Origin of the sequence: Planctomicrobium aquicomposti (genome assembly GCF_051466325.1) — a bacterium.
GTDB lineage: Bacteria > Planctomycetota > Planctomycetia > Planctomycetales > Planctomycetaceae > Planctomicrobium.
Window position 1 is genome coordinate 336040 of record NZ_CP195792.1, and the last position, 24529, is coordinate 360568.

Sequence of the window (24529 nt, forward strand, 5' to 3'; positions counted from 1 at the left end):
TACGATGAAACGACGTCGCCCACCTTGTCACCAGGCTAGCTTGAAATCCGTATGCGTCCGGTTCGACCAATCGTCTCAAGTGCCGCCGTGGCAGCTGCCTGCGTCTTTGCGGCGACCTTGCTGCGGGTCTTGCTCGGTCCGATTGTGGGTGACGATATTCCCTACATCACGCTGTTGCTGGGGGTCGCGCTGGCCGCCTCTTATGGTGGATCGAGTGCCGGTTTCATCGCGATTGCCCTCAGCTGTCTCTCCGCCGGAATCTTCATTCTTCCCCCGAGTGATTCCTGGCTCCCTTCCAATGGAGCCCAGTGGGTCGGAATGGTGGTCTTCATTGTCGTCAGCTCCATTGTGTCGCTCCTGGCCGAGCGGACGTTGCGACGGGGCCGGCAGCTGAACGAAGAACATGAACGGTTTCAGACCACGCTGGCCAGTGTCGGAGACGGCGTGATCGTCACCGACACGCAGGGACGCGTGCGGTTCATGAACACTGTTGCGGAGAATCTGTGCGGCTGGACGCTGAAGGACGCGGAAGGAGAGCCGCTCCATCGGGTCTTCCGCATTATCAATGAAGAGTCCCGACAGCCGGTCGAAAGTCCCGTCGACAAAGCCTTGCGGGAAGGGCGGATCGTCGAACTGGCGAACCACACGATCCTGCTGTCCCGCTCCGGCGCCGAGTTTGCCATTGATGACAGTGCGGCCCCCATCCGGGATGAAGTGCAGCAGCTGATCGGTGTGGTGCTGGTCTTCCGCGACGTGACCGCGCAGCGGGAGTCACGGCGGGCGCTCGAGAAGAGCGAGTTCCTGTTCCGCACGCTGGCTGACAGTGCTCCGGCTCTGGTCTGGATGACCGGACCGGACGGGCTCTGCGAGTTCGTCAACCGACCCTGGATTGAATTCACCGGCCGACCGGTGTCGCAGGAACTGCAGCACGGCTGGCTGTCCCGGATTCACCCGGACGATGCGGAACGCAGTATTCAGATTCTCAAGCATGCTTTCGAAACGCGAGTCGATGCCCGGCTCGAGTTCCGCTATCTGCGACGGGATGGCGAATATCGCTGGCTGCTGACACGGGGGCAGCCCTATTTCAACAGTGAAGGGGACTATCTCGGCTTCATCGGCTCCTGCCTCGACATCTCGGAAAAACATCAGGCCGAAATTGAAGTTCGCGAGAACGAAGACCTGTTGCGGGCAGTCTTTGAATCGTCCAATGTCGGAATCATTCTGAATGATCCGGTCACCGGCCGGTTTCTGCGTGTCAACGACAAGTTCTGCGAGATCACCGGCTATTCGGCTGCGGAGCTGGCTGACAGAACATTCCTCGAAATTGTCGACGTCTCCGATCACGAATCGATCCGCGAAATCTTTAGCCGGCTGCTGGCGGGGACCATTTCCGAATACTCGGTCGAGAAACGTTATCTCCGCAAGAATGGCGAGATCTTCTGGACCCGCGTCAACAGCGTGATGCTTCGCAATCCGGACGGCAGCCCCCGCTACAAGCTGGCGGTGATTGAAGAGATTCAGGCTCGCAAGCGGGCGGAATTTGCCCTGCGCGAAAGTGAAGAACGTTTCCGGATGCTGGCGACCAACGCCCCCGCCGCCATCTTCGTCAAAGATGCAGAGGGGAAGTACACGGTGGCCAATCCGCCCACGGCGGAAGCACTCGGCCATCCTGAAGGGGTTGTCGGGAAAACCGACTACGAGCTGCTGCCTGCGGAACTGGCCGACACTCTTCGCAGCCACGATCTGCAGGTCATGGCCACGGGCGAAATCTGGAGTGGCGAAGACGTGATCGGTCCTCCGGGCGCAGAACGCTACTTCCACACGGTGAAATATCCTGCGCTCGATCTCAGCGGTGAACGGGTCGGTGTTTACGGGATTGCCGTGGATGTCACTGAACGGAAACGCGCGGAACAACTCCTGCAGCAAAGCGAGGAACAGTTCCGGCTGCTGGCCAACTCGATTCCCCAGCTGGCCTGGATGGCGGATGCCGACGGAAATCCCTTCTGGTATAACCAGCGCTGGTGTGATTACACCGGACTCACCGCAGCGGAAATGCAGCGGACCGACTGGGAGTCGGTACACGATCCTGCCGAGCTGCCCAGGGTGCAGAACAGCTGGCAGAACGCTGTGGCTGAGGGAGAAAGCTGGGAAGACCTTTATCCACTGCTCCGTCACGATGGCGTCTATCGCTGGCATCTGGCGCAGGCGGTGCCGCTGCGGGATGCCGATGGCCGCATTCAGCGCTGGTTCGGAACGAATACCGATATCACTCAGAGTCGCCAGACGGAGGCGATGCTCCGTTTTCTGGCCGACGCCAGCCATGCGCTGGCGGCGCTGGTGGATGACCGCAGCGCCTTGCAGAAAATGGCGCATCTGGCGGTGCCGAACTTCGCCGACTGGTGCACCGTCGACATGTTCGGAAGCGATGGCGATTTGCAGCGTGTGGCGATTGCCCACGCCGAAGAAGAGGCCATGCACTGGGCCTTGGACCTACGCGATCACCGGAAGCCCCGGGCGACCGATCCGTTCGGAGCGGGGGTGGTCCTCTCGACCGGCGGGCCTGTGCTCATTCCAGAGATCACGGATGCCATGCTGGAGACCTTTGCCGAAGGCGATGCCGCGCTGCTGGCAAAGCTGAAAGAGCTGCGGCTGAAATCGACAATCAGTGTCCCGCTGACAGCCCACGATCAGCAATACGGGATTCTCAGTTTTGCCACCGCCGAGTCGGGGAGGGTGTTCGGATCCGAGGAGCTGCAGGTGGCGATGGATCTGGCTCACCGGGCGACCATCGCCATCGAAAATTCGCGTCTTTACGACCGGATTCGGGAAGCGGACACCCGCAAGAACGAGTTTCTGGCGATGCTGTCGCACGAGCTGCGCAATCCACTGGCTCCGATTCGGAGCGGGCTCGATGTTCTGGCGATCGAGAAACAGGGAGATCCCGAAATGCTGCATGTCATGCAGCAGCAGGTGGATCATCTGGTTCGGCTCGTGGATGACCTGCTGGATGTGACCCGTATTATCCGCGGACGAATCGAGCTGAAGCAGGAACCGGTCGAGCTGTCGCAGCTGGTGCACCGTGCGGTCAATACCATGCGAACCATGCTGGAAACGCAGGGACAAGCGGTCAGCATCGAGTTGCCCTCCACACCGGTCTGGCTCTACGCCGACCCGGTGCGACTGGTGCAGGTCATCGAGAATCTGCTGAGCAATGCCGCCAAGTACTCCGAACATGGAACATCGATCCAGATTATTGCCGAGTCCGTCGGCCACTGGGTCAAAATCACCGTCCGCGATCATGGCATCGGAATCGAACAGGAACTGCTCCCGCGAGTGTTCGACCTCTTTACTCAGGCGACACGATCACTGGATCGATCTCAGGGAGGACTGGGAATCGGACTGACGCTGGTGAAACGACTCATTGAAATGCACGGGGGATCCGTGTCGGTCCACAGCCAGGGAGTGGGCATGGGGAGTGAATTTATCGTGAAGCTGCCGACGACCGAACTCCAGCAGGAGCCGGACATGGACGACACCCCCGACACCGGACACCGCAAGTTGAAGATCCTTGTCGTTGATGACAACATTGGAAACTCGAGAATCGTTTCCGGGCTGCTGTGCAAACTCGGCGATCATGAAATTCAGACCGCACATGATGGGCAAACGGCCCTGGAGCGGGTCGCGGCGTGGCGTCCGGATCTCGTGCTGCTCGATATCGGACTGCCCGGAATCGACGGTTATGAAGTGGGACGGCGGATTCGGCAGGATTCCTCGAATGACGCGCTGCTGCTCGTGGCGTTGACGGGCTACGGACAGGAGGATGACCGGCGCCGCTCGCGCAGCATGGGATTCGATGAGCATCTGGTGAAACCGATCTCCCTCGCAGAACTGCAGCGGGTTCTGACTCATAGCAAGCTGCGTCGCAAGTCGTCTCCCCGTCCCCCGTCGGAATCGTCGGGTTGATAAGAGGCTCTCCCGGCGTGACGTTCAAGCTGTTGCTCTGCCTGTTGTCTGCGCAGCCTGAGTACAACTTTGCGGGCCGAAAACGGACCGAGCGGAATTCAGAACTCTCTGATGACCGACGTCGTTCGCCGCGCGGAGCGTCGTCGCTCCCGGTGATCGACGCCCCGCGCAATCCCCAGGGCCGGATGTTTCGAGAATAACGATGCCTCACCGTCCTCATGCATTTCTGTTTTTGATGCGGCATGCGAAATCCAGCTGGAAAGAAGCCAGCCTTCCCGATCATGATCGGCCGCTCAAGAAGAAGGGGTTGCGACAGGCGGTCGCGATGGCTGAATTCCTGAAATCGCAGCGATTTCCTCTGGATCGGATCGTGACTTCGTCGGCAGTCCGCGCCTTGCAGACGGCGGAACTTGTCGCGCGGACGTGGGGCTTGCCTGCGCCGACCGTCGACCAGCGGCTCTATGCCGCCAGCCAGGAAGTCTGGCAGCAGGTGCTGACGGAAATGCCCCGCCGGGGAGGGGTGCTGCTGGTCGGCCACAACCCGGAGCTGGAAGAACTCCTCTTCTCAATTTGCGATGAGCCGGTCCTGATGCCCCCGGCGTCGATCGCCTGTTTGAGGATTCGCCGAGACATCCTGTTTCCGACTCGGGAGGGGCTGGAGCTGGCCCATGTCTGGCGGTGGAAGGAAATCTGAGTGGCTCCTCGGCCAAGTGACGATCTCCTCCAGTCACCCGAGTGCCGACAACGGTACACAATTCGTGTGGATTATCTATAATCGGGCCTGCGGTGGCCCCGGCGGTGATGGCCGGAATGGTCCGACACGACCTGCCCATCTGATCTTCGAACGAAGCGAGAGCCCCATGCTGCGAATTCGCCTTGTCGCACTACTCCTGCTGGTTGTGATCGGTCCTGCGACGCTGCTCCCCGCGCAGGAACAGCAGGTCGCCCCGTTCCCCGGGAAGGACTGGCCTCAGGCGACCCCCGCGGCGATGGGATTGAACATCTCCCGGCTCGAACAGGCTCGCGACATCTCACTTCCCGGTGGGGGGGCGGGAATCATCATTCGGCGGGGCCATCAGGTCTTCTCGTGGGGCGACATCGCCCAGCTGTTCGATCTCAAGTCTTCCACCAAATCGTACGGAACCACCGCACTGGGGATGGCAATTCTCGACGGCAAGGTGCAACTCGATGACCTGGCTGTGAAACATCATCCCCGCTTTGGCGAACAGACCCTCTCGCGCGGCGGAGAGGAGTGGTTTCGCGAAGTGACCTTGCGGCAGCTGGCGACCCATACCGCCGGCTTTGAAAAACCGGGAGGCTATTCGGAGCTGTTCGCCAAACCGGGAACGGTTTACATGTACAGCGACTGCGGTCCCAACTGGCTCGCCGAATGCCTGACTCTGGCTTACGGCCGCGATCTGAACGAGCTGATGTTCGAGCGGATCTTTACGCCGATCGGTATCACGCCGCAGGATCTGGTCTGGCGGAAGAACGCGTATCGACCCGAGCAGATCGACGGCATTGTCCGTCGCGAATTCGGAGCGGGCATTCACACGAATGTCTCTGCCATGGCCCGGCTGGGCTACCTCTATCTGCGCGGAGGAGAATGGAATGGTCTTCGTCTGCTCCCGGCGGATTACGTGCGAGAAGCCGCGCATCAGCCGCAACTGGCGACTCTGCCGATGTCCGAGCGAGACGCGCGACACGGCCGCGCCAACAAACATTATGGCCTGCTATTCTGGAATAACGCGGACGGATCCCGCTCGGGCGTCCCCCAGGATGCTTACTGGGCGGCTGGGCTCTACGACAGCCGGATTGTGATCATTCCCAGTCTCGACCTCGTCATCGCCCGCGCAGGCCAGACCATTCCGGGCGAGATTCAGGGACAGGCTCCCATTGGGGAAATGGTCCGCCTTGTCGTGGCAGCGGTTGAGTCGGCGGAGTAGGCCTCCTGCTGTGAACGCGAGAGAAACCCCTCGACTGTCGTGGACGCCGGTCGGTTCCTGTTGAAAATCCGCATTCAGGAGAGATTCTTTTCTTTTGCCACTGCGCAGCGGACGTATGATTTCCCGGGAGAGATGCATTACCGTGAGGGGGACTTGCAATGCCTGTGGACTCATCGGCCGTATCCATGCCTGAACAGCAATCTCCAAAGCGTGAAGCCCCCTCCTCGCGCAGCTTCCGTTCCCTCTTTCTTTCGCAACTGCCGCTGGAGCGCGAAACCAGTTTTTTTATTCTGGCGAACGTGCTCGACTTCTTCATGACTTATCTGCTGCTCTGGACGGGGCATTTCAAAGAAAGTAATCCGTTTGCCGCCTACTTTCTGAATCACTGGGGGCCGATCAAGGGGATGCTGCTGTTCAAGCTCTGTCTGGTGACGTTCGTCTGTCTGATTGCACAGATCGTCGCCGTGAAGCAGCTGAGATCGGCCCGGTTCCTCCTGCTGCTGAGCACGGCGATCACCGCTGGAGTTGTGCTGTACAGCCTGGTTTTACTACTGCAGATTGAAGGGTTTCTTCCGGGCTGGCATCCTCCGGCACCGACCCTGATGGACGAATTCGACCTGTAGTTGACCCAGCCTCACCCCGCTGCCGCCAGGCTCGACATTCTCCACCCCTCCGGGACCCGGAATTCCGCGGAAAATTCGGGGAATCTTTTCACGATCCTGTCGGGAAATGCCGTAATCTGCAAGGAATTGCGAATTCCTGGCGGGGAGAGGCTGCATGTTTCATCTTTCACGTCGTGACACGCTGAAGCTGCTGACAGCCGGATTCTCGACGACCTCCTTATCCGGCTGGTTCCCGACCTTCGCCGGGGAAGCGGCTGCACGCATGCAGCGACCCCGCTCCTGCATTCTGTTGTGGATGCCCGGTGGTCCCAGCCAGCTCGACACCTTTGATCTGAAACCCGATCACGAAAACGGCGGGGAGTTCAAAAGCATCGAGACGTCGGTCCCCGGAATCCGGATCAGTGAACATTTTCCCCTGCTCGCCCAGCAGGCCCAACATCTGGCCATTATCCGGTCGATGAAGACCAAAGAAGGGGATCACGGCCGCGCCGCATTTCATCTGCGGACGGGCTATCGTCCCACGGGCCCTCTGGAGTATCCGACACTCGGCTCGCTGATCGCGCACGAAGCCCTGCCGAGTTCAACGGGTCTTCCGAACTACGTCAGTATCCTGGCAGAGAACTCGATCAATCCCGCGGCCTTCAGTCCCGGGTTTCTCGGGCCGCAATATGCACCGCTGCAGGTCGGCCAGCCGGCCCGGCAAGCCCGGCGAGGGCAGGAGCTGGAATCGGAATACGGAGCGCCCTTGTCCGTCAACAACGTAGCGCTCCCGGCAGGAGTCGACGCACAGCGGACTGCCGGTCGACGCGAGCTGCTGCAGTTTGTCGATCAGGAATTCGCGATGCAGAGGCCCGGTCTCCCGACAGCCAGTCATCAGTCCGCGTACCTGCAGGCGGCCACCATGATGCAGTCGACTGCCATGAAGGCCTTTGAACTGGATGAGGAACCCGCCAGCCTGCGGGCTGCTTATGGAAAAAATCGCTTCGGGCAGGCCTGCCTGCTGGCGCGGAGACTGGTGGAACAGGGAGTCCCGTTTATCGAAGTGACTCTCAGCAGCCCCACGGGGAATGGGGGACTCGGCTGGGATACTCATCAGGCGGGCTTTGAAACGATCCGGAATCTGAGCGCTGTTCTCGATCCGGCCTGGGCGACCCTCATCTCTGATCTGCGGGACCGGGGACTTCTCGAAACGACCACCATGCTCTGGATGGGAGAATTCGGCCGAACTCCGACCATAAACGGAACAGGGGGACGTGATCATTTCCCCAATGCGTGGAGCACGGTGCTGGCTGGAGGAGGAATTCAGGGGGGGCAGGTGTACGGAGAGACCGATGACTCCGGCATGGAAGTGACGGAGAAGCCTGTCGCTGTCAACGAACTCCTCGCCACGCTGATGAGCGCCATCGGTGTGGATCACACACACCAGAATCTGTCGCCGGTGGGGCGTCCGATTCGGCTCGTCGAACCGGAGGTCGAGCCGATCGCGCAGCTGCTCGCCACGAACGCTCAAAAACAGAAAGCGGCCCCATAAGTCTGGAGCCGCTCTCGGTCATGTCTGGCGGGCACTCACGGAATGACGTGAATGATCTTCCCGCACCTTGGCAAATCAGAGCGTTGTCATTATCGCTGTGATTTGGCTTTTTCCTGATGAAGGTCGTTCATCAGTTGGTCAATATGATCCCGATGTTTCATCGTCGATTGCAGACCATCGTGGACGATCTGTTTGAGTTCTGGTGAAACATGGTTCTCAGCTGCGGCCAGCTTGGCCTGCATTCCGATGTGGGCACCGCATTGCTGTCCCAGGAAGGCTTTGTCGAACTTGGCTCCCTGTTCTTTCTGGAGAGCTTCTTTGGTCAGGTTCAGACAGTTGCGGACCGCGTCTCGTTCCAGCTGGTACATTTCGTCCTGCTGGGGAGCATAACCCGCTTTTACGGTCACGCGCGCGTTGTTGTCATTGCGGGTTTCCTTACTTTGGATTCGCACTCCTTCCCGATCAACCTGAATGGCCGCCGTGGTGTGATCAAGTGGTTGCAGAGTCCCGGTCTGTCCGGAGAACTTCTGCAGCCGCTGAATGAAACCTTCATGATCGTTGATCATCTGCTGAGCCAGTTCTTTCACACGATTATCCTGAGCGTGCTGGAGGGCGAACTTGCAGAGCTCTACCTCTTCCTGATTGCCCAGCAGCAGGCAGTCGACAACTCGTTGATCCAGCGAGGCTCCCTGCACGGCTCCCGTCCGGCGATCGACCTGAACAGGATTTTCGACAAGTTCATTCGCGTTTCGTTGATTCCGGTTCAGGTCCCGTTGAACCTGCCGCTCTTCGCGCTGCTCCTGCCGGATTTCACGTTGTTCCTGTCGGATTTCCCTGGGAGCTTCCGGCTTTACTTTGATGTTCTGGGCCAGACCCGTCTGTGCGCCCAGAAGTGCGGTTGCGATTGCCAGATATTTCACGTTCATTCCCCTACTCCTCTTGCTGCAAGACTCTTGTGAGATTCAGTCAGGTCTCGCTGCTCTGAGCAGCGATCCTGTGTCTCCACTCTGACCCGTGGACGCAAGCGCCAGTCGAAGCGGGTCAGGGGCCTGAATGCCCGCATTAAACCAACGCGGGAAAAAGCCGGTTCAGCAAGCGCTATACCAGACGGCCTGCTGCGAAGCCGGTGGCGCCGCTCTGGTTGACGCAGCGAGCAATGGGAAAAGCATCAACAGAAGGGCAATCTAATATCCCGACCGGACACTGTTGAACTGCAGATTATCCCGGAGCATGGTTCGTGGAGCTCGAGGCAGTCCATAGAGGATTGGAAGTCGCGATCTGCAGCGATCGTCCTCTGAACGACTCCCGAAGATTTTTTTCTTTTCAGACGATCTCGCAAGAGTCGGGGGATGGCTGAGCGTCCATGCTGTTCAAAGAGCGGACGACGAGTCATTTTCCCGGAAGGACTCTGGACACCCGCCCGGCAACTGTTAGGTTGAGAAGTGAGCGGGGGCCGTTCACGGTTCGCGCACAGCCCCGTCGCCCGATCGGCGGCCTCATTTCGAATTTCTCATGCAGCGACGAGTCGATCGCGAAGCCAGCGACTGCTGGAAGCCGGCGGTCAGTGCTGCGGTGCCCGACAGCAATTGGGATGACAGAGCGGTGCATTCATTGGGGGGCAGGCACCACCACTGATGGGCAGGCTGCGGTTGCCGGCGACATGCCCGGCTGGGGCGCTCATCAGCTTCTCCAGCTTCTGGCTGGAACAGTTTGGGCATTCGGGCGAAGCCTGGGCCCGAACGAAAATTTCGGATTCTGAACCACACTGGGTGCAACGGTATTCGTAAATTGGCATTGCGAGTGAAATCTTAATGTATTGAAGCTGACTGAACCCAAGGAACATTGCGACGTGGTGCCTGCCTTTTTTCAGAGAGGGATGTCTGACGCATCGGTTGCAGGAGAAACCACCCCACCCTCGCAGAAACCGTGTCTGTTCCGGAACAGTCATCATCTGCCGAAAGCGGATCGGTGTAAAGTGAATGTTCTGCGGTTGCGTGTGGGAGCCGTTCGTTGGTTCTGCTCGCGTGGAAGAATCCGCGCTGCATCGCGTGCGGATCGACTGCCGTTGGGTTTCACCGTCGACGGCAGAGAACCGCAGAGCGGTCGCCGGGGAATCTCATTCTCATGAGCGTGACTTCGTCAATCGAGATCGACCGTGAACATTGGCGCCGTCGGCCGGACAGCCCGGTGGTCATGTACCAGTCCTGGCGACGTCTGCTGTTTGTCCACTGGACCGCGGACCCGGATCGCGTGCAGTTGTTGCTGCCTCCCGGGCTGAGGGTCGATACGTATGCGGGGAAGGCCTGGCTGGGAGTGGTCCCATTCGAAATGCGGAACATCCGCCCCCGCTGGTTGCCGGCTGTCCCCTACGTGTCGAACTTTCTGGAATTGAATGTCCGCACCTACGTCGTCAGTGACGAAGGAGTCCCCGGCGTCTGGTTCTTTTCTTTGAACGCCGACCGGGTGCTGGCGGTGTTGCTCGGCAGAAGCTGTTTTGGACTCCCCTATTTTACGAGCCGCATGAGCTGTCGGACTTCAGCCGATGGACAGATCGACTACCGGTGCTGCCGAATTTCGGACGGCGATCAGCGGGAAGACCGCTACTGTTACACTCCCGTCGGTCCCTTGACCGCAGCCGTACCGGGGACGCTTGAGTTCTTTCTGGTCGAGCGGTACGTCCTGTTCGCTCCTGGCCGGCGAGGTCTGAATGCGGGACAGGTCTTCCACACACCCTACCCGATTCAGAAGGTGAACACTGAATTGGCCGCCGGTCGCTTGCTGCAGGTTGACGGTTTGCCACAATGGGACACTCCGCCGGAACATGCTCTGTATTCTCCGGGGGTGGACGTGGAAATTTTTGCTCCCCGGTCGGCAGGGATGCTGTCTCCTCCGTCGTTGTCGATTGGTTCCGGCTGAATGCCGTTTGAGGAGGCAGCGTGTGTGCGGAATCGTGGCACAGGGGTTGCAGAAATTGACAGGACTCGATGCGTTGAGCCCGAGGTCTGGTCACGCTGAACCCTGCGAGCGACTGATGATTTCCCAACACTTTCCCGAACTGTGCGGCTCCGAATTCTGATCAACGCCACGAGATGACCATGCAAAATCGCTTGCGGAATCAGCTGTTGTGGGGAGCCGCCCTAGTGCTGTGCTGCTTCACAGGCGGTTTCGCGCAAGCCGAAATCCCGACGCTGGAGGCGCCTGCCGCTCCCCTCGCTGCGGACGCTCCGGTGGTGATTGACTCCGGAAAAGTGGCTTGGATGCTTACTTCGTCAGCACTGGTGCTTTTGATGACAGCACCCGGGCTCGCATTGTTTTATGGTGGGCTCGTCCGGAAGAAAAATATTCTCGGCGTGATGATGCAATGCGTCTTCCTCATGGGGCTGATGTCCACATTGTGGGCGGTCATCGGCTACAGCTTTGCATTCGGGGGAACGAGTCCCTGTTTCGGAAACTTTGAGCATGTCTGCCTGCGGGGAGTGATGGCGGGGCCCGATCTCCCCTTGGAGAAGTCTGTCGACAAAATGCTGTTCTGTATCTTTCAGGGGATGTTTTTCATCATCACTCCCGCCCTCATCTGTGGGGCCTTTGCCGAAAGAATGAAGTTCAGCACGATGTGCGTTTTTTCGGCGCTGTGGGGTCTCTTCGTCTACTGTCCGATCGCTCACTGGGTCTGGTCCGGAACGGGCTGGCTGAGCATGGCGAACTATGATGCTCTCTGTCCTGCCTATGACTTCGCGGGGGGGACGGTGGTCCACATCAGTTCGGGGGTCTCGGCCCTCATCTGTGCCCTGCTGATCGGCAAGCGACTCGGATTTCGACAGGAGCCGATGCCTCCCCATAACCTGACTTATACCTGCATCGGAGCGGCACTGCTCTGGTGCGGATGGTTCGGCTTCAACGGCGGGAGTGCCTTGTTTGCCGATCAATGGGCGATCAACGCGTTTTATGCCACCCATCTCGCAGCCGCCGGCGGTGTTCTGGGATGGGCCGGCTCCGAGTGGATGACCCATGGCCGACCGACCACCCTGGGAGCCTGCTCCGGTGCGGTGGCCGGACTGGTCTGTATTACTCCCGCAGCGGGAGCCGTCAATCCCATGCAGGGACTGATCCTGGGCCTGGCGGCCGGAGTCGTCTGCTTCCTCGCCTGCGGAAAGATGAAAAATGCCCTCGGCTACGACGATACGCTGGATGCCTTCGGTGTCCACGGGATCGGAGGGACTCTCGGGGCCCTGCTCACGGGGGTCTTCGCGACTCGCAGCGTTGTGGACGGGTTGCTCATTCAGGCGGCGGATGGTTCGGTTCGTCCTGCGCCGGTAGGGCTGCTGGAAGGGAACGCCGGTCAGCTCGCAAATCAGGCGATCGGCGTGGCCGCCTCGGCGGCGTGGGCGGTGGTGGGAACCTTTGTCCTGCTCAAGCTGCTGGACATTGGAATGGGACTGCGTGTGACACAGGAGCAGGAGCTGCAGGGACTCGATGTTTCACTCCATGGGGAAGAGGGATACATCTTCCTGTAAGCAGCAGAATCTGGTGTCAGTCATTGAATCTGACTGATATCGGAAGTCGTGATTGGCACGGTATTTGTCGAAATTTTAATAACCCCGGTTTTGGTTGGGCTCATCCTTGACTCATCTGGTTCACTGAATCAGAGTGGAGGAGCGCTTACTACCTCTCAACAGGACGATTCGATGAAGAAGATCGAGGCAATTATCCGGCACTTCAAACTCGAAGAGGTTAAGGACGCACTGACCGCTGCCGGCGTTTCCGGTATGACCGTGTCGGAAGTGCGGGGCTTTGGTCGACAGAAGGGGCATAAAGAGCAATATCGCGGTGCGGAATACACCGTGGACTTCCTCCCCAAAGTGAAGATGGAAGTGGTTGTCGCCGACAGCCAGGTGCAGACCGCTGTCGATGCAATCCTGAAGACGGCACGTACCGGCCAGATCGGTGACGGAAAAATCTTCATCAGCGACCTGTCCGAAGCGATCCGCATCCGCACCGGCGAAACCGGCGGCGAGTCCCTGTAGCGCCGGTGGCCGTTTCGCAGCCCCGCGCGGGGACGAGTCGTTCGCTACCGATTGACGTCTCGCCGGGTGTGGACCGGTCGACCTGTATTCAGGCCGCTTCCACGGACCTGAACATTCCGTTTGCATCACTCCTGGGCGCGCTCGCCCCTTGGCGGTGGTGAAGTTGTGAACCTGTTGAGAGATCATTCACCCAAGGCGCTGCTTTCATGAAGAAAATTGAAGCCGTTATCCGGCATTACAAACTCGAAGACGTCAAAAACGCTCTGACCGAGGCGGGCATCGTCGGTATGACAGCGAGCGAAGTCCGCGGTTTTGGCCGTCAGCGCGGTCACAAGGAACAGTACCGCGGCGCGGAATATACCGTCGACTTCCTCCCCAAGCTCAAACTGGAAATCGTGGTCAACGACAGCGACCTCGACAAGGCGATTCAGGCCATTACAGAATCGGCCCGCACCGGACGGGTCGGCGACGGCAAGATCTTTATCAGTTCCATTCAGGAAGTGATCCGGATCCGCACCGGTGAATCCGGCTCCGAAGCGATCTGAGAGCCGGAGTCGCTTTTCTTGACCGCTGGAATCAGCAGGTGGCCGCTCCGCAGGGGGGGCGGCCACCTCATCCTGATTGCAAAGAGTGAACACCACCCGGGCGAGTGAATCGCCTGCCGGCTCACTCACAGCACCACGGGACAGCGCCACGGGACGGCACCGGACGCCCCGTCACCAGATTTCTTCTCTGCAGGATCACGCCTGATGCCTTTGCGACGAAACCGTCTCCGCAATGATCTGCGTCCGGCCACATCGTCCGGACTGGCACGGGTCACTTACAGCGTCCGAATCGTCATGCCGCCGTCGACCTTCAGCAGCTGTCCGGTCGCATATGGCAAGTCTCCTTCCACCAGCACCCTGACCGCTTTTCCGACGTCGGCGGGTTCTCCCCATCTGGGTTCGAGCGTCAGTCCGCCGGCAATCAGCTTGTCATACTTCTCGGTCACGCCCGCTGTCATGTCGCTGCGAATGATTCCCGGGCGCACCTCGTAAACGTCGATACCGTACTCGGCGAGTCGAGCGGCCCACAACTGGGTCGCCATCCGGATGGCGGACTTGGTCAGGCAGTAATCTCCGCGGTTCGTGGAGGGAATTTCGGCTGACACGGAAGAGACGAAGACGACCGATCCCCGGACCTCTGCCTGTCCCCGGTCCTGACTCACCATCTGACGAGCGGCGAGCTGTGTCAGGAAGTAGGGACCTTTCAGGTTGATCGCCATCACCTGATCGAAACCGGCCTCTTCTGCTTCCAGCAGGTCCTTGCGTCCGGGCGATGTAATTCCCGCATTGTTGACGAGCGAGTCGATGCGCCCAAAGCGACTGACCACCGCAGCGATGAGTCGTTGGCGGTCCTCCGCCTGACCGATGTCGGCTGCACAGTAATCGACATCCGCTCCCAGGCTGCGGATTTCTTCCAGCGAGGTCTGCACCGCTTCCACGGGGCGAACTCCGTTCAGCATGAGCGACCAGCCGGCGCGGGCCAGCTCGGAGGCGATTCCCAGACCGATCCCCCGGGCACTTCCGGTGATTAAAGCGACCTTCAACGCACTCTCCTCAGCAGATCGATGGTGAAACAAATTGTGTTGTTGATGTCTGACGCGTGGCGCGGGCCCTGGAAAGAGCAACCCGCTCTAGAAGAGGGGGGGGCGTCCCAATTGCCGACGAATGACGGTCCACTGGCCGGAATGCATTAACCAGTGAACTCCCAGCATCGAATACATGGCGCCTCGAGTGGGGGCGTAGTTGACTCCGGTCGGCACGTCGAGCTGCTCGGGCTCCTCACTTGCAAGCAGGTTCAATCCGACCGCAAGCAGCTGTGCATGGAGTGCTAAGAGGGTTTCCTTGCTGTCGAAGTCGGCAGGATTGTCTGAAGCGGCATTTTCTTTGGAGTATCTCTGAGCAAACCCCGCCGGGAGATCCGGAGCGGCCCCGGGAGCAAGGATATTGAGGAACTCCCATTCCGACTGGACGAGATGCCCCACCTGCCAGGCGATATGATTCGCATTCGGAGCCGGACGATGCAGCAGTTCCGCATCGGTCAGATCCTTCAGCGAGCTTTGTGTAATCATTTCCGCGGTCTCGATGGTCGTTCGCAGCGCATCACGCACGTGCATCTCAATCTCCCGGTCCGACAACTGAAGGGTTCCAGAGCATTTTCAACTTCGATCGATGCGGGGCACGACCGGAGGAGCAGAATCTACCGCCGACTTCGGCAACAGGGCATCGGTGACGGACAAGCTGCTCCTGCGACATCTTTGCGTTTCCGCGAGCTATTGTCCAAGATTCGCCCCATCGCCTCGAGAGGGGCGGTCGTGAAAGTGGGCTCTCCGCTGCGTGGCGAGACCGGGGCCATCCAGAATCAGAATGCTCCAGAACCGGCAACTCCCTGAATGCTGACGATGAAAAATGGTCGCCTCATCATCAAGGTCGGAGGGAGCCTTTACGATCTTCCCGATCTGTCGCGGCGACTTCAGCAGGTCCTGTTCGGCGCGAGATCGTCTCAGATTGTGCTGATCCCCGGTGGCGGAGATTTCGCAGAAGCGGTCCGCAGACTTGATGAACTGCATCGTCTTTCGGCGGATGTCAGCCATCGGCTGGGGATCGCGAGCATGTCGCTGGCTGCCCGGTTTCTCGTGGCGATTTTATCCGGTTGCCGAATGGTTTGTTCTCGCGATGAACTTCAATCCTGCTGGGATGCTGCGTGCGTGGCGATTGCTGATCTGGCGAACTGGGACGAGCCTCTGAAGGCTCATCGCCTGCCGGCAAGCTGGGACGTCACCAGCGACTCACTTGCGGCTGCGGTCGCTGAAGAGCTGTCAGGAGACCTGCTGTTGCTCAAATCGGTTGATCTTTCGTGTCCGCAACTGACCTGGGAGGCAGCGTCGGCGGAGGGGCTCGTGGACAGGTACTTTCCGACCGCGGCGGCGAAGGTGGGACGTGTGTGCTGGATGAATCTGAGATCGGATTCGCCCACGACTGATGACTGGTCCGGCTCGACGCCCGACGTCATGCGAAACTCGACCAACCCTTCATCAGCTTCGTCAGCAGCTGACTCCACACAGGATCATCAGCGCTGGCGTTGAACGGAATGGTCGCCAGCAGGGGCACGGTCGTCCATGCGCGGAGCAATTCACCGTTCGTCGCTGCCGACTGGTCACTCTCCCGGCAGATCTGATTCAGAACGATCCCGGCGATCGCCCGTCCCCGAGATTGAATTGATTCCAGAGTCAAGAGTGTGTGGTTCACCACGCCCAGGCGATTGGCGGCCACCACCAGCACCGGCCAGTCCAGCTCCGACGCCAGATCCGCTACGGTCTTCGCGTCTGAGAGCGGGCACAGCCACCCCCCGGCCCCTTCCACCAGCAGCGTCCCAACCTGAGCCCGCCATGGCTCAACTCCCGCCCGCAGCAGATTCGCATCGACCTGTTTGCCTTCCTGCTGCGCAGCCAGGGGAGGAGCCAGCGGGGCGTGAAAACATTGCGGACAAATCTGCTCGCGGGGAAAACGCTGCTGCAACGTGCCCCAGATGCGTTCCACATCAGCCCAGCAAGCGTGGCCGGTGGCGGGATCAAGTTCACTGCCCGAGCAGACCGGCTTATAGATTCCAGTGGAAACGCCGCTGTTCTGCAGGGCAGCTGCGAGTCCGCAGGTGACAAATGTCTTGCCCACGGAGGTGTCGGTGCCGGTGATGATCAGACCGCGCATAGGGGGTCAGCCTTTCAGGCCGAGGTGGATTCGTTGGTGAGTGGTCGCTGGCGGATCACCTCCTGCCAGGCGTGCCAGTGCCGTTCCGCAGCCACCTGAATCGGGAAGTTGTCGCTGACCCGACGACGGGCCGCCTCGCCGAGTCGTTGTCGCAACTCATCATTCTGCAGGGCATGGGTGATCGCAGTCGCCAGCGCTTCCGGATCGCCGGCCGGCACCAGCCACGCGCTCTCTCCGTGCTCGAGGAGTTCGGGGGTTCCCCCCACGTCGGTTGCCACAATCGCTGTTCCCATCGCTGCCGCTTCCAGCAGAACGCGGCCGAACGGCTCCTGTCGGGCAGGGTGGACCAGCAGATCGACTTCACTCAGGATGTCGGCAATCCGATTCTGAAAACCGCAGCGGTGGAGCCGGTGAGACAGGCCTGCTGCTGCGAACAGTGTGTCGATTTCAGCGTCGAACTCAATGCTCTCCGGCTTGGTGGAATGGCGTTCTCCGATCAGGAGCAGATGCCATTCGGGTGGGGAATCCCCACGCAAAACCGCAGCCCGCGCCAGATCGTGCTGACCCTTGCGGAGACAGATCTGGCCGATCGTTGCAGCGAGTTTGACCTGAGGGTCGAGCTGGAGTTCGCGGTGCAGCCAGCCGCTACGCTCGCGTGGTTGCCAGAGTGCGATGTCGATGCCGTTGTGAATCGTGATGGCCTGCTTCGCGGGAAGTCCCCGTTGAATATGAAACTGACGGGTCGCCTCGGAAACCGCAAACAGCCGGGCATGTTGTTGCAGCGATTGCAGAGCAGGCTGCGAGAGCTTCACAATGTCGCGCAGGTGAGATGTTGTCGGACAGGGGAGCGCCGGGGCGAGTCGGCCGAGTTTACGTCCCATGGCCAGGCTGTTCGCATGCAGCAACTGAACCTGATGGTCGTGGACGAACTGCCGGAGTTCCGCGAGAGAGATCGGATCATTCCCCTGTAGCAGCGCGGGGCAGGGGCGATGCGGAATCCCTCGCTGTTCGAGCTGACTCGCCAGCGGTGAGTTTTGCGGGCAGATGGCAGCGACGCGCAGGGGAAGTGCTTTCAGATTGTCCAGCACGGCCAGCATCGAGAACTCGCCCCCATTGAGTGAGCCGTACTCAAAGAGGAGCCCGATGGCGAGCGGCGCCGTGTCGGCGGGAGTCATTTCCGTCTCACGAACTGAAGATGACTGGAGTGCTCGAACTGCTCGAGCGCATGTTGCAGCCGGGTCTTGATTTCTCCCAGTCGCTCCAGGGACTCGACCTTCGAGCCATCCGCCTCCTGCACGTAGAAGACGTCGACCACCTGATCGAAATGCGTCGCGATCTTGGCCATATCAATCGACAGCCGCAGGTCGTACAGGGTTGTCGCCACGGTGTAGAGCAATCCCGGACGGTCGTGAGCAAAGACGTCGACAATCGTTCGTCCGTCGGACGACTCGTTGTCGATTCGCACCCGTGTCGGCAGATCGGAGACAGGTCGCTCGACTCGTTCGCTGCCAAATCGTCCATGCCGGACGAACAGCGACTCCACTGTCACATTCCCCTGCAGAACATCGCGAAAGGCTTCGGCCACTTCATCAAAACGATGCTGCGGCGGCTGACCGCTGTAGTCCGGATCGACAACGCGATAGCTGTCGACAACCACGCCGTTTGTCGTGGTATTAATGTCGGCGGAGAGAATTTCCAGCCGCTTCGCTGCGAGCACTCCGCACATTTTGTGGAAGCAGCCGCTGGCCGCGAGGGGATTGCGAGTAATGATCCGGTACTCGGTCGTCCCTGTTTCGGGAGACCAGGAGGGGACCACTTCAATCGCGGTGGGGCTCAGCTTTTCGATGATCTTCAAGTCGGCAGCAATCTGTTCAGCGGGAGTCGCCGTCAGATAATAGGCCGAGAAGCCGCGCAGTCGTTTATCAACCTGATCGAGGGCATCGGGTCCGAGGCTGCCGGCCCCCAGATGGCCGGCCACCTTCTGCTTGACGGCCCGCACCCGTTCTTCTTCGTGGAAGGAGTAGCGCTTGCCGCTCAGAATCACCAGACAGCGGTCAAACAGTTCCGCGAGCAGCCCTGCCTTCCAGTTCGTCCACGTTCCCGGTCCGACCGAGGTGACATCGGCGGCGGTCAGAACATACAGCATCCGCAGTGTATCCGGAGAACCGATCTCCCGACTGAAATCGAGGACCAGTTTGGCATCGGTGATGTCGCGCCGAAACGCGAGATCGGCCATTTCCAGATGTTTCAGAATCAGCAGCGCCATCTGTTCCACCTGATATTCGGGCAGGTACAGGCGCGTGCCGATGCGGAGCGCAATCTCGTGGCCGACAATGCAATGGTCGCGGTCGAAGCCCTTGCCGAGATCATGCAGGAAGATGCTCAGATGCAGAATTTCCTTGTGCTTGAGCGCCCGGTAAGCGGTTCCGATGGGACCGTCATCCGTTTCATAGGAAGTGACCGTTTCAATGGCCCGCAGCGTATGTTCATCGACGGTGAAGTGATGGTACTGATTGAACTGCATCAGATTCCGGACATGGGACACGTCGGGAATGATGACATCGAGGAGTCCTGTCTCGAACATGCTGCGGACAATCGGTCCGAGCGAGCGGGTGCAGCGAAAGATATCCATAAAGAGGCGGGCACTGGCGGGGGTGACCACCTGCTCCACGGTCGGGACCGCCTGCTGAATGGCATCGGTCACTTCCGGAGCCAGGCTGACGTTGTAAAGAGCCGCCGCCTTGTAGACCCGCAGCATCGACTCCACCGAGTCGCAGATGCGGGGGAGATTTCGTTTCGACACCGTGATGCGGTCAAGCCCCACGTACAGGATGCCTTCAGCGCGATGTCCCATCAGCAGATCACTGACCCGCGAGGACCATGAACGCGGCAGTTGCAGCATCGCAAATCGTTTGGCCACTGCAGCGAGCTGGGAGCTGTGATGGAAATACTGCTGCATGAACTGTTCAACCGGCCGCTGCTGCGGATTCCCGGTGAAGCCCCGTTCCTCAGCGATGCGCAGCTGTTCATCGCGGGTCAGTCGATCCTGTGCCTTTCTGGCTTCGAGATGCAGATCAATCCGCAGCCGGGTAAGAAATTCCCACGCGTCCTTGAGCTTGGAAGCATCGGACTTGGAAAGCGCTCCGACCAGCCTCAGCGAGTCGATGTCCCGCACATTGTGGCGGGCAAAGCCGATCCAGCGGATCAGGTGCAGGTCGCGCAGTCCCCCGGATGAGGCTTTCACGTCCGGTTCCAGTTCCTGGGCAGCGGGGCGGTGTTCGCTCCAGCCTTCGGTGCGGGCCTCGAGGCAGTCTTCGATGAATTGCCGTCGACGGGAATTCACGACGGTTTTCAGAAATCGGGTCGTCAGCTGGTCAACAAGTTTTTCGCTTCCCCAAAGATGGCGGGCCTCGATCAGGGCGGTGGCAATCTGTGGGTCCTGCCGAGCGAGCGTCAGACAGGTCGGGATATCCCGCGTGGCATGGCCGAGTTGAATCCCCGAATCCCAGCAGGTCTGGACGAAGCCGGAAACGAATTCCTGAAACAGCGGATCTTCGCTGTCGTCCGACAGGAACAGCAGATCCAGATCGGAGTAAGGGGCCAGTTCTCCCCGTCCGGTTCCGCCGATGGCGACGATCGCCCCGCTGCGCATCAGCTGCTCGCGGGTAGATGAGTCATAAGTGCTCAGACATTCGTCGACGAGTTTCAGCAGCAGCTGACTGGTCGCTTCCGAGATGGCGGCTGCGATCTGAATTCCAGGAGTTCCCGCTTGAAACAGTCCGCGGGCCCGTTCGCGTACCGCTGCCACCATTGCCTTTCGCCGGGCAATTTCCTGAATCGGGGAGGGGGGTGCGGCGGACATCGGATGGGCTATCTGTGTGAGAGGAAACCTGTCTGTGAATTCTGAACGAAGTGTCCGGTTCTGTCCAATCGAGCTTTCTCGGAACAGTCGCACTTCTGTCGGTTGAAAGTGCGCGCGAATTGGAGAAGATAGCGTCCCCTCAAGGTTCTCATACCCATAGCCCGTACCCCGAACGCTGGGATCTATGCCGCATTATCAATCCGATCTCGTCGAAATCCGTTACACGAAGCACAAAGGCCGGGGCGTCTTTGCTCGACGGGATATTCGCAAAGGGACGATTATCGAGCGGGTGCCGGTGATTGTGGTGACCTGGGAGCAGATCGAGGATTCCGAACTGGCGAGCTACGCCTATTCGTGGACGGATACCAAAGCAGCGATCGCGCTCGGTTATGGTTCGCTCTATAACCACAGCTTCAAGCCGAACGCCTATTATCAGGACGAAGGCCGGCAGACCAAGGTTTATACCGCAGTCCGCAACATCACGGCAGGAGAAGAGATCACCATTAATTACAACGGTGATCCGAAAGACAAGACGAACGTCCTCGATTTCGAAATTCTGGACTGATCCTCGCCCCGTCGGGGGTTGCCCCACTTCCGGTTTCGTCGGGCAGTCTGGCCCGATGGCTGGTGGCACAGGCGACGATATTCCGGCAGGGGGAGCAGGCGTTTTGCCTGTGAAACGGATCGAATGTCGACACGGCTTGAGTGGTGACTCACTTGAGTGGTGACTCACTTGAGTGGTGACTCACTTGAGTGGTGACTCACTTGAGTGGTAACTCAGTGGACGGGCTCTGTCCACTGCAGTCGGCGCCCGGTATTGCGGGGAGTGGTCGGCAGGAGCTGGCAATGCTCCCCTTCCGGAAGCCGCTCGATTTTCTCTCGCAGCTCTTCAAGATGGGCTTCGCTGTGAGCCGGAATCGCCAGCGTCGGTCCCCAGGAAGACTGTGCGTAGCCCTCGATTCCCGCTCCGTGCAGGCGTTCGGCCAGGCTGCGGATCACCGGTGAGGAATAGACCCCGCCCTGACTGGAAGCAAAGAACTCGCCCACCCGGGTTCCATAGAGCTCCAATGCCGCGGCGAACGCCGGGAAGTCGCGCATGTGCAGGGCGGGAAGCAGTTCGGTGAGGACCAGTCGACACTGCTCTCCGGTCAGTCCGTCAGGCATAGGCGGCAGTGTCGCGAACACCTGACGTTCTTCAGCCCCATGCAGTCCTTTGGTCTGGCAGGGAGTGACTAACAACACCCGCCATTCGTCAGGCAAGGGAATCCGAACGGCGAGTTCTCCCAGCGAGTTTGCGCTGCGATGACCGGCGTCAACCAGCAGTCCCCCCTCCTGATAGCCAAAGATTCCGATGGCGGAGCGCTCACCCCGCAGTGCCAGTCGGGCCACTTCGACGGCGGAGAGGGTGACTCCATGCAGCACCGCCAGGGCTTCGGTTACCGCGAGGGCCAGTTGCGTTCCCGAGCCCAGCCCCGCATGTGATGGGATTTTCTGTTCGAGCCGCCAGTCGATGGGCAGGTGAAACTCTGGTCGATTCGCGCGGAGCGTCGCGAGGAGTTGTTGCATCCGGGGTGGGAGTCCGGAATCTCCCACTCCCCCTGCAGCGGAGACTTGCGCCCGCAGGCGAACACCCGGATGTCCGATCATCAACCCCAGACCGCCGAAGTGCCGTCCTTGCTGCGGCTGATACGACAACGGCCCGAAGTGCAGTCGCGAGCCGGTTTCGATCAGGAGTGCAGAGCCAGTCATGAACAGATCAGCGTTGAACGAGGGGTGAGAACTCCAGAGAGTCTGGATTGTGAAGAGTTTCCCCGCGTTCTGCCAAGGAACGTGCGGCTGATCGACGGAATTTCATCCTCGATTTTGTCGGAGGTCTGCTGATCGCAGCCGGTGCGGGTCGCGCATGAGCCGCCGTGAGGCGGGCGGAGACTGTCGCCAGGCGTGCCGCTCAGGCTGCACGCGAGAGTCGGGCCGGCGTCCATTCGCTGTCGGAGTACCGGGCCACCACTTCACGGAACATCGCGAGCGTTTCTTCGCGCCCCGTGGCAGCCGCTTCTTCCAGCTTCCGGACATCCGCGAGAATCAGCGGCATGGGGGGAATTTCCTGCCCCCCTCCGCAGTAGATCTTCTCGTGAATCTTCGCGGAACCCGATTCCGCGGGATAGAATAGTTCCTCGTACAGCTTCTCGCCCGGACGCATTCCGGTGAAGACGATCTCGATATCGTCAGGATACCGCAATCCGGACAGCAGGATCATGTCCTTTGCCAGATCGACGATCTTGACCGGTTCACCCATATCGAGGATCAGCACGCCGCCTGTCGGTCCGATCGCCCCCGCCTGCAGAACGAGTTGCACCGCTTCGGGGATCGTCATGAAGAACCGCTTCATTTCGGGGTGGGTCACCGTGATGGGCCCCCCCTGTTCAATCTGCCTGCGGAATGTCGGGACGACACTTCCCATCGAGTTCAGCACGTTCCCGAAACGGACAGTGATGAACCGGGTTTTCGATGTGCGCGAGAGCCCCTGCACATATTTTTCGGCGATCAGCTTGCTCGCCCCCATGACGCTGGTGGGACGAACCGCTTTATCGGTGCTGATGAGAACAAACCGTTCGACTCCGCAGCGGGAAGCGACATCGGCGACGGTCTTGGTCCCCAGAATATTGTTGAGCACGGCGGCCTGCGGATTGTCTTCCATCAGGGGGACGTGCTTGTAGGCGGCAGCGTGGAAGATCAGTTGGGGACGCAGTTCTTCCACGACCTGTGTCAGCGTCTGTTCGTCGACGACATCGCCGACAATGTAATGCATCTGGACAGAGCCCAGATCTTTCTCAGCGAACTCCTGCTCAATGGAAAACGTGCCGAACTCAGACTGATCGAACACGATCAGCATCTCTGGCTGAAGTGCGGCAATCTGGCGGCAGAGTTCGCTGCCAATGCTGCCGGCTCCTCCGGTCACCAGCACTCGTTTGCCCGTGACATAATCCTTGATGGAATCCATGTCGAGCTGATTGGGATCCCGGCGCAGCAGGTCGGAGACCGTCACGTCACAGACGGTCAGTTTGAACCGGCCGTCCATCAGGTCTCCCACGGCGGGAATGACGAACACGTTCACACCCTGCTCGGCACATTCGTGCAGCAGCTCGCGCACAATGCGACCCGGTGTGTCGCCCGGGATCAGCAGGTTCTGGGCTTTTGTCAGTTCACAGATCGTTTTCAAATCGTTCTGTTCGGAAATCCTGTGCACCTTCAGGCCGTTGATCAGGCACTGGTTCGAATTCTGGTCACGAGACACGAAAGCGACCGGCTGGTAGGGCTGCTCGCGAGGAGAAATCGCCGACAGCATTCGCAGAATGCCGACCGACGGCTGATTGACGCCAAAGATCAGTGTCCGTTTCCGGCCGGTCCGATTCAGTTTGGGACGCAGAACTTCGAACACGGTTCGATAGACCAGCCGCATGCCTCCCAGCAGCATGATGCTGAGCAGCGCATCCAGACAGATCACCGAACGGGGGATGAACAGGTCGCCATCGAGAAAGAAGTTCAGCACCCACAGCGCGACCAGGCCGACGCTGGTGGATCCCGCCAGCCCGATCAGATCGTTTACGGAAACAAAGCGGAACGATCGGCGGAACTCATTGAAGAGCGTCGCACAGTTCACTTTGATCAGCATCACGAGGGGGAGGGTTCCCCACATTAACTCAAGACGCTCGCGGGTTGGCTGGAATTCAAACCGAACGACATACGCCAGAACATAAGCCAGCCCCTGCAGGGCCAGATACATCGGCAGAATGGCGGCGAGGCGGTGGCGCATGTCGTTACTGACGCAAG

The 24529-nt window shown here is 59.8% G+C and carries 20 protein-coding genes; 11 read left to right on the top strand and 9 right to left on the bottom strand.

From position 1 onward, the window contains the following. The first annotated feature begins 51 nt into the window (after positions 1-51). The 5 genes from SH664x_RS01280 to SH664x_RS01300 all read left to right on the top strand — a co-directional run bounded on the left by SH664x_RS01280 (position 52) and on the right by SH664x_RS01300 (position 8063). Complete coding sequence (locus SH664x_RS01280) at positions 52-3963, top strand: PAS domain S-box protein (protein ID WP_437204346.1); 3912 nt, start codon at positions 52-54, stop codon at positions 3961-3963. Positions 3964-4165: 202 nt separating this feature from the next. Beyond that, on the top strand, positions 4166-4657 hold the full coding sequence (locus SH664x_RS01285) for a SixA phosphatase family protein (RefSeq protein WP_437204347.1): 492 nt from the start codon (positions 4166-4168) through the stop codon (positions 4655-4657). Next, positions 4632-5909, top strand: a complete 1278-nt coding sequence (locus tag SH664x_RS01290) for a serine hydrolase domain-containing protein (protein WP_437204348.1) — start codon at positions 4632-4634, stop codon at positions 5907-5909. Before SH664x_RS01285 ends, SH664x_RS01290 begins: the two co-directional genes overlap by 26 nt. A 185-nt stretch (positions 5910-6094) precedes the next feature. Further along, on the top strand, positions 6095-6532 hold the full coding sequence (locus tag SH664x_RS01295; RefSeq protein WP_437204349.1) for a DUF5658 family protein: 438 nt from the start codon (positions 6095-6097) through the stop codon (positions 6530-6532). Positions 6533-6686: 154 nt separating this feature from the next. Continuing rightward, on the top strand, positions 6687-8063 hold the full coding sequence (locus tag SH664x_RS01300; protein WP_437204350.1) for a DUF1501 domain-containing protein: 1377 nt from the start codon (positions 6687-6689) through the stop codon (positions 8061-8063). A gap of 89 nt (positions 8064-8152) precedes the next feature. On the opposite strand, the gene SH664x_RS01305 is transcribed toward SH664x_RS01300, so the two are convergent. After that, the gene (locus SH664x_RS01305) at positions 8153-8989 is read right to left on the bottom strand and encodes a DUF4142 domain-containing protein (protein ID WP_437204351.1); all 837 of its coding nucleotides are present in this window, start codon (positions 8987-8989) and stop codon (positions 8153-8155) included. A gap of 635 nt (positions 8990-9624) precedes the next feature. After that, positions 9625-10014, bottom strand: coding sequence for an FmdB family zinc ribbon protein (locus SH664x_RS01310; protein ID WP_437204352.1), 390 nt, complete (start codon positions 10012-10014; stop codon positions 9625-9627). Between the two features lie 173 nt (positions 10015-10187). Between SH664x_RS01310 and SH664x_RS01315 the strand changes: the two genes are divergently transcribed. The 4 genes from SH664x_RS01315 to SH664x_RS01330 all read left to right on the top strand — a co-directional run bounded on the left by SH664x_RS01315 (position 10188) and on the right by SH664x_RS01330 (position 13632). After that, positions 10188-10979 carry a YqjF family protein gene (locus SH664x_RS01315; protein WP_437204353.1) on the top strand — a complete coding sequence of 264 codons (792 nt, stop codon included), beginning with the start codon at positions 10188-10190 and terminating at the stop codon, positions 10977-10979. A gap of 179 nt (positions 10980-11158) precedes the next feature. Further along, entirely contained in the window at positions 11159-12577 is a 1419-nt protein-coding gene (locus SH664x_RS01320; RefSeq protein WP_437204354.1) for an ammonium transporter, read from the top strand. A 171-nt stretch (positions 12578-12748) separates the two neighbouring features. Beyond that, positions 12749-13087: a P-II family nitrogen regulator gene (locus tag SH664x_RS01325; RefSeq protein WP_437204355.1), complete on the top strand. Its 339-nt coding sequence runs from the start codon at positions 12749-12751 to the stop codon at positions 13085-13087. A gap of 206 nt (positions 13088-13293) precedes the next feature. Then, entirely contained in the window at positions 13294-13632 is a 339-nt protein-coding gene (locus tag SH664x_RS01330) for a P-II family nitrogen regulator (protein WP_437204356.1), read from the top strand. Positions 13633-13907: 275 nt separating this feature from the next. Here the strand turns inward: SH664x_RS01330 and SH664x_RS01335 are convergent, their stop codons facing one another. Then, positions 13908-14675 carry a 3-ketoacyl-ACP reductase gene (locus SH664x_RS01335; protein ID WP_437204357.1) on the bottom strand — a complete coding sequence of 256 codons (768 nt, stop codon included), beginning with the start codon at positions 14673-14675 and terminating at the stop codon, positions 13908-13910. 87 nt (positions 14676-14762) lie between these two features. Continuing rightward, positions 14763-15245 (bottom strand): DinB family protein, encoded by a 483-nt coding sequence (locus SH664x_RS01340; RefSeq protein ID WP_437204358.1) that lies wholly within the window; start codon positions 15243-15245, stop codon positions 14763-14765. 276 nt (positions 15246-15521) lie between these two features. On the opposite strand from SH664x_RS01340, the gene SH664x_RS01345 reads away from it, so the two are divergent. Beyond that, complete coding sequence (locus SH664x_RS01345) at positions 15522-16214, top strand: amino acid kinase family protein (RefSeq protein WP_437204360.1); 693 nt, start codon at positions 15522-15524, stop codon at positions 16212-16214. Here the strand turns inward: SH664x_RS01345 and bioD are convergent. From bioD to glnD, 3 genes are read right to left on the bottom strand one after another with little or no spacing between them, the layout of a single operon-like run. Further along, entirely contained in the window at positions 16138-16836 is a 699-nt protein-coding gene (gene bioD, locus SH664x_RS01350) for a dethiobiotin synthase (RefSeq protein ID WP_437204362.1), read from the bottom strand. The genes SH664x_RS01345 and bioD overlap by 77 nt on opposite strands. Before the next feature lie 14 nt (positions 16837-16850). After that, positions 16851-18011 carry a glycosyltransferase family 4 protein gene (locus SH664x_RS01355; RefSeq protein WP_437204364.1) on the bottom strand — a complete coding sequence of 387 codons (1161 nt, stop codon included), beginning with the start codon at positions 18009-18011 and terminating at the stop codon, positions 16851-16853. Then, a complete protein-coding gene (gene glnD / locus SH664x_RS01360) occupies positions 18008-20698 on the bottom strand; it encodes a [protein-PII] uridylyltransferase (protein ID WP_437204366.1) in 2691 nt (896 codons plus the stop codon). The genes SH664x_RS01355 and glnD overlap by 4 nt, the downstream gene beginning before the upstream one ends. A 184-nt stretch (positions 20699-20882) precedes the next feature. On the opposite strand from glnD, the gene SH664x_RS01365 reads away from it, so the two are divergent. Then, a complete protein-coding gene (locus SH664x_RS01365; RefSeq protein ID WP_437204367.1) occupies positions 20883-21263 on the top strand; it encodes an SET domain-containing protein in 381 nt (126 codons plus the stop codon). A gap of 212 nt (positions 21264-21475) precedes the next feature. Here the strand turns inward: SH664x_RS01365 and SH664x_RS01370 are convergent, their stop codons facing one another. Then, entirely contained in the window at positions 21476-22447 is a 972-nt protein-coding gene (locus SH664x_RS01370; protein WP_437204369.1) for a GHMP family kinase ATP-binding protein, read from the bottom strand. Between the two features lie 199 nt (positions 22448-22646). Then, complete coding sequence (locus SH664x_RS01375; protein WP_437204371.1) at positions 22647-24512, bottom strand: polysaccharide biosynthesis protein; 1866 nt, start codon at positions 24510-24512, stop codon at positions 22647-22649. Between the last annotated feature and the right edge of the window lie 17 nt (positions 24513-24529).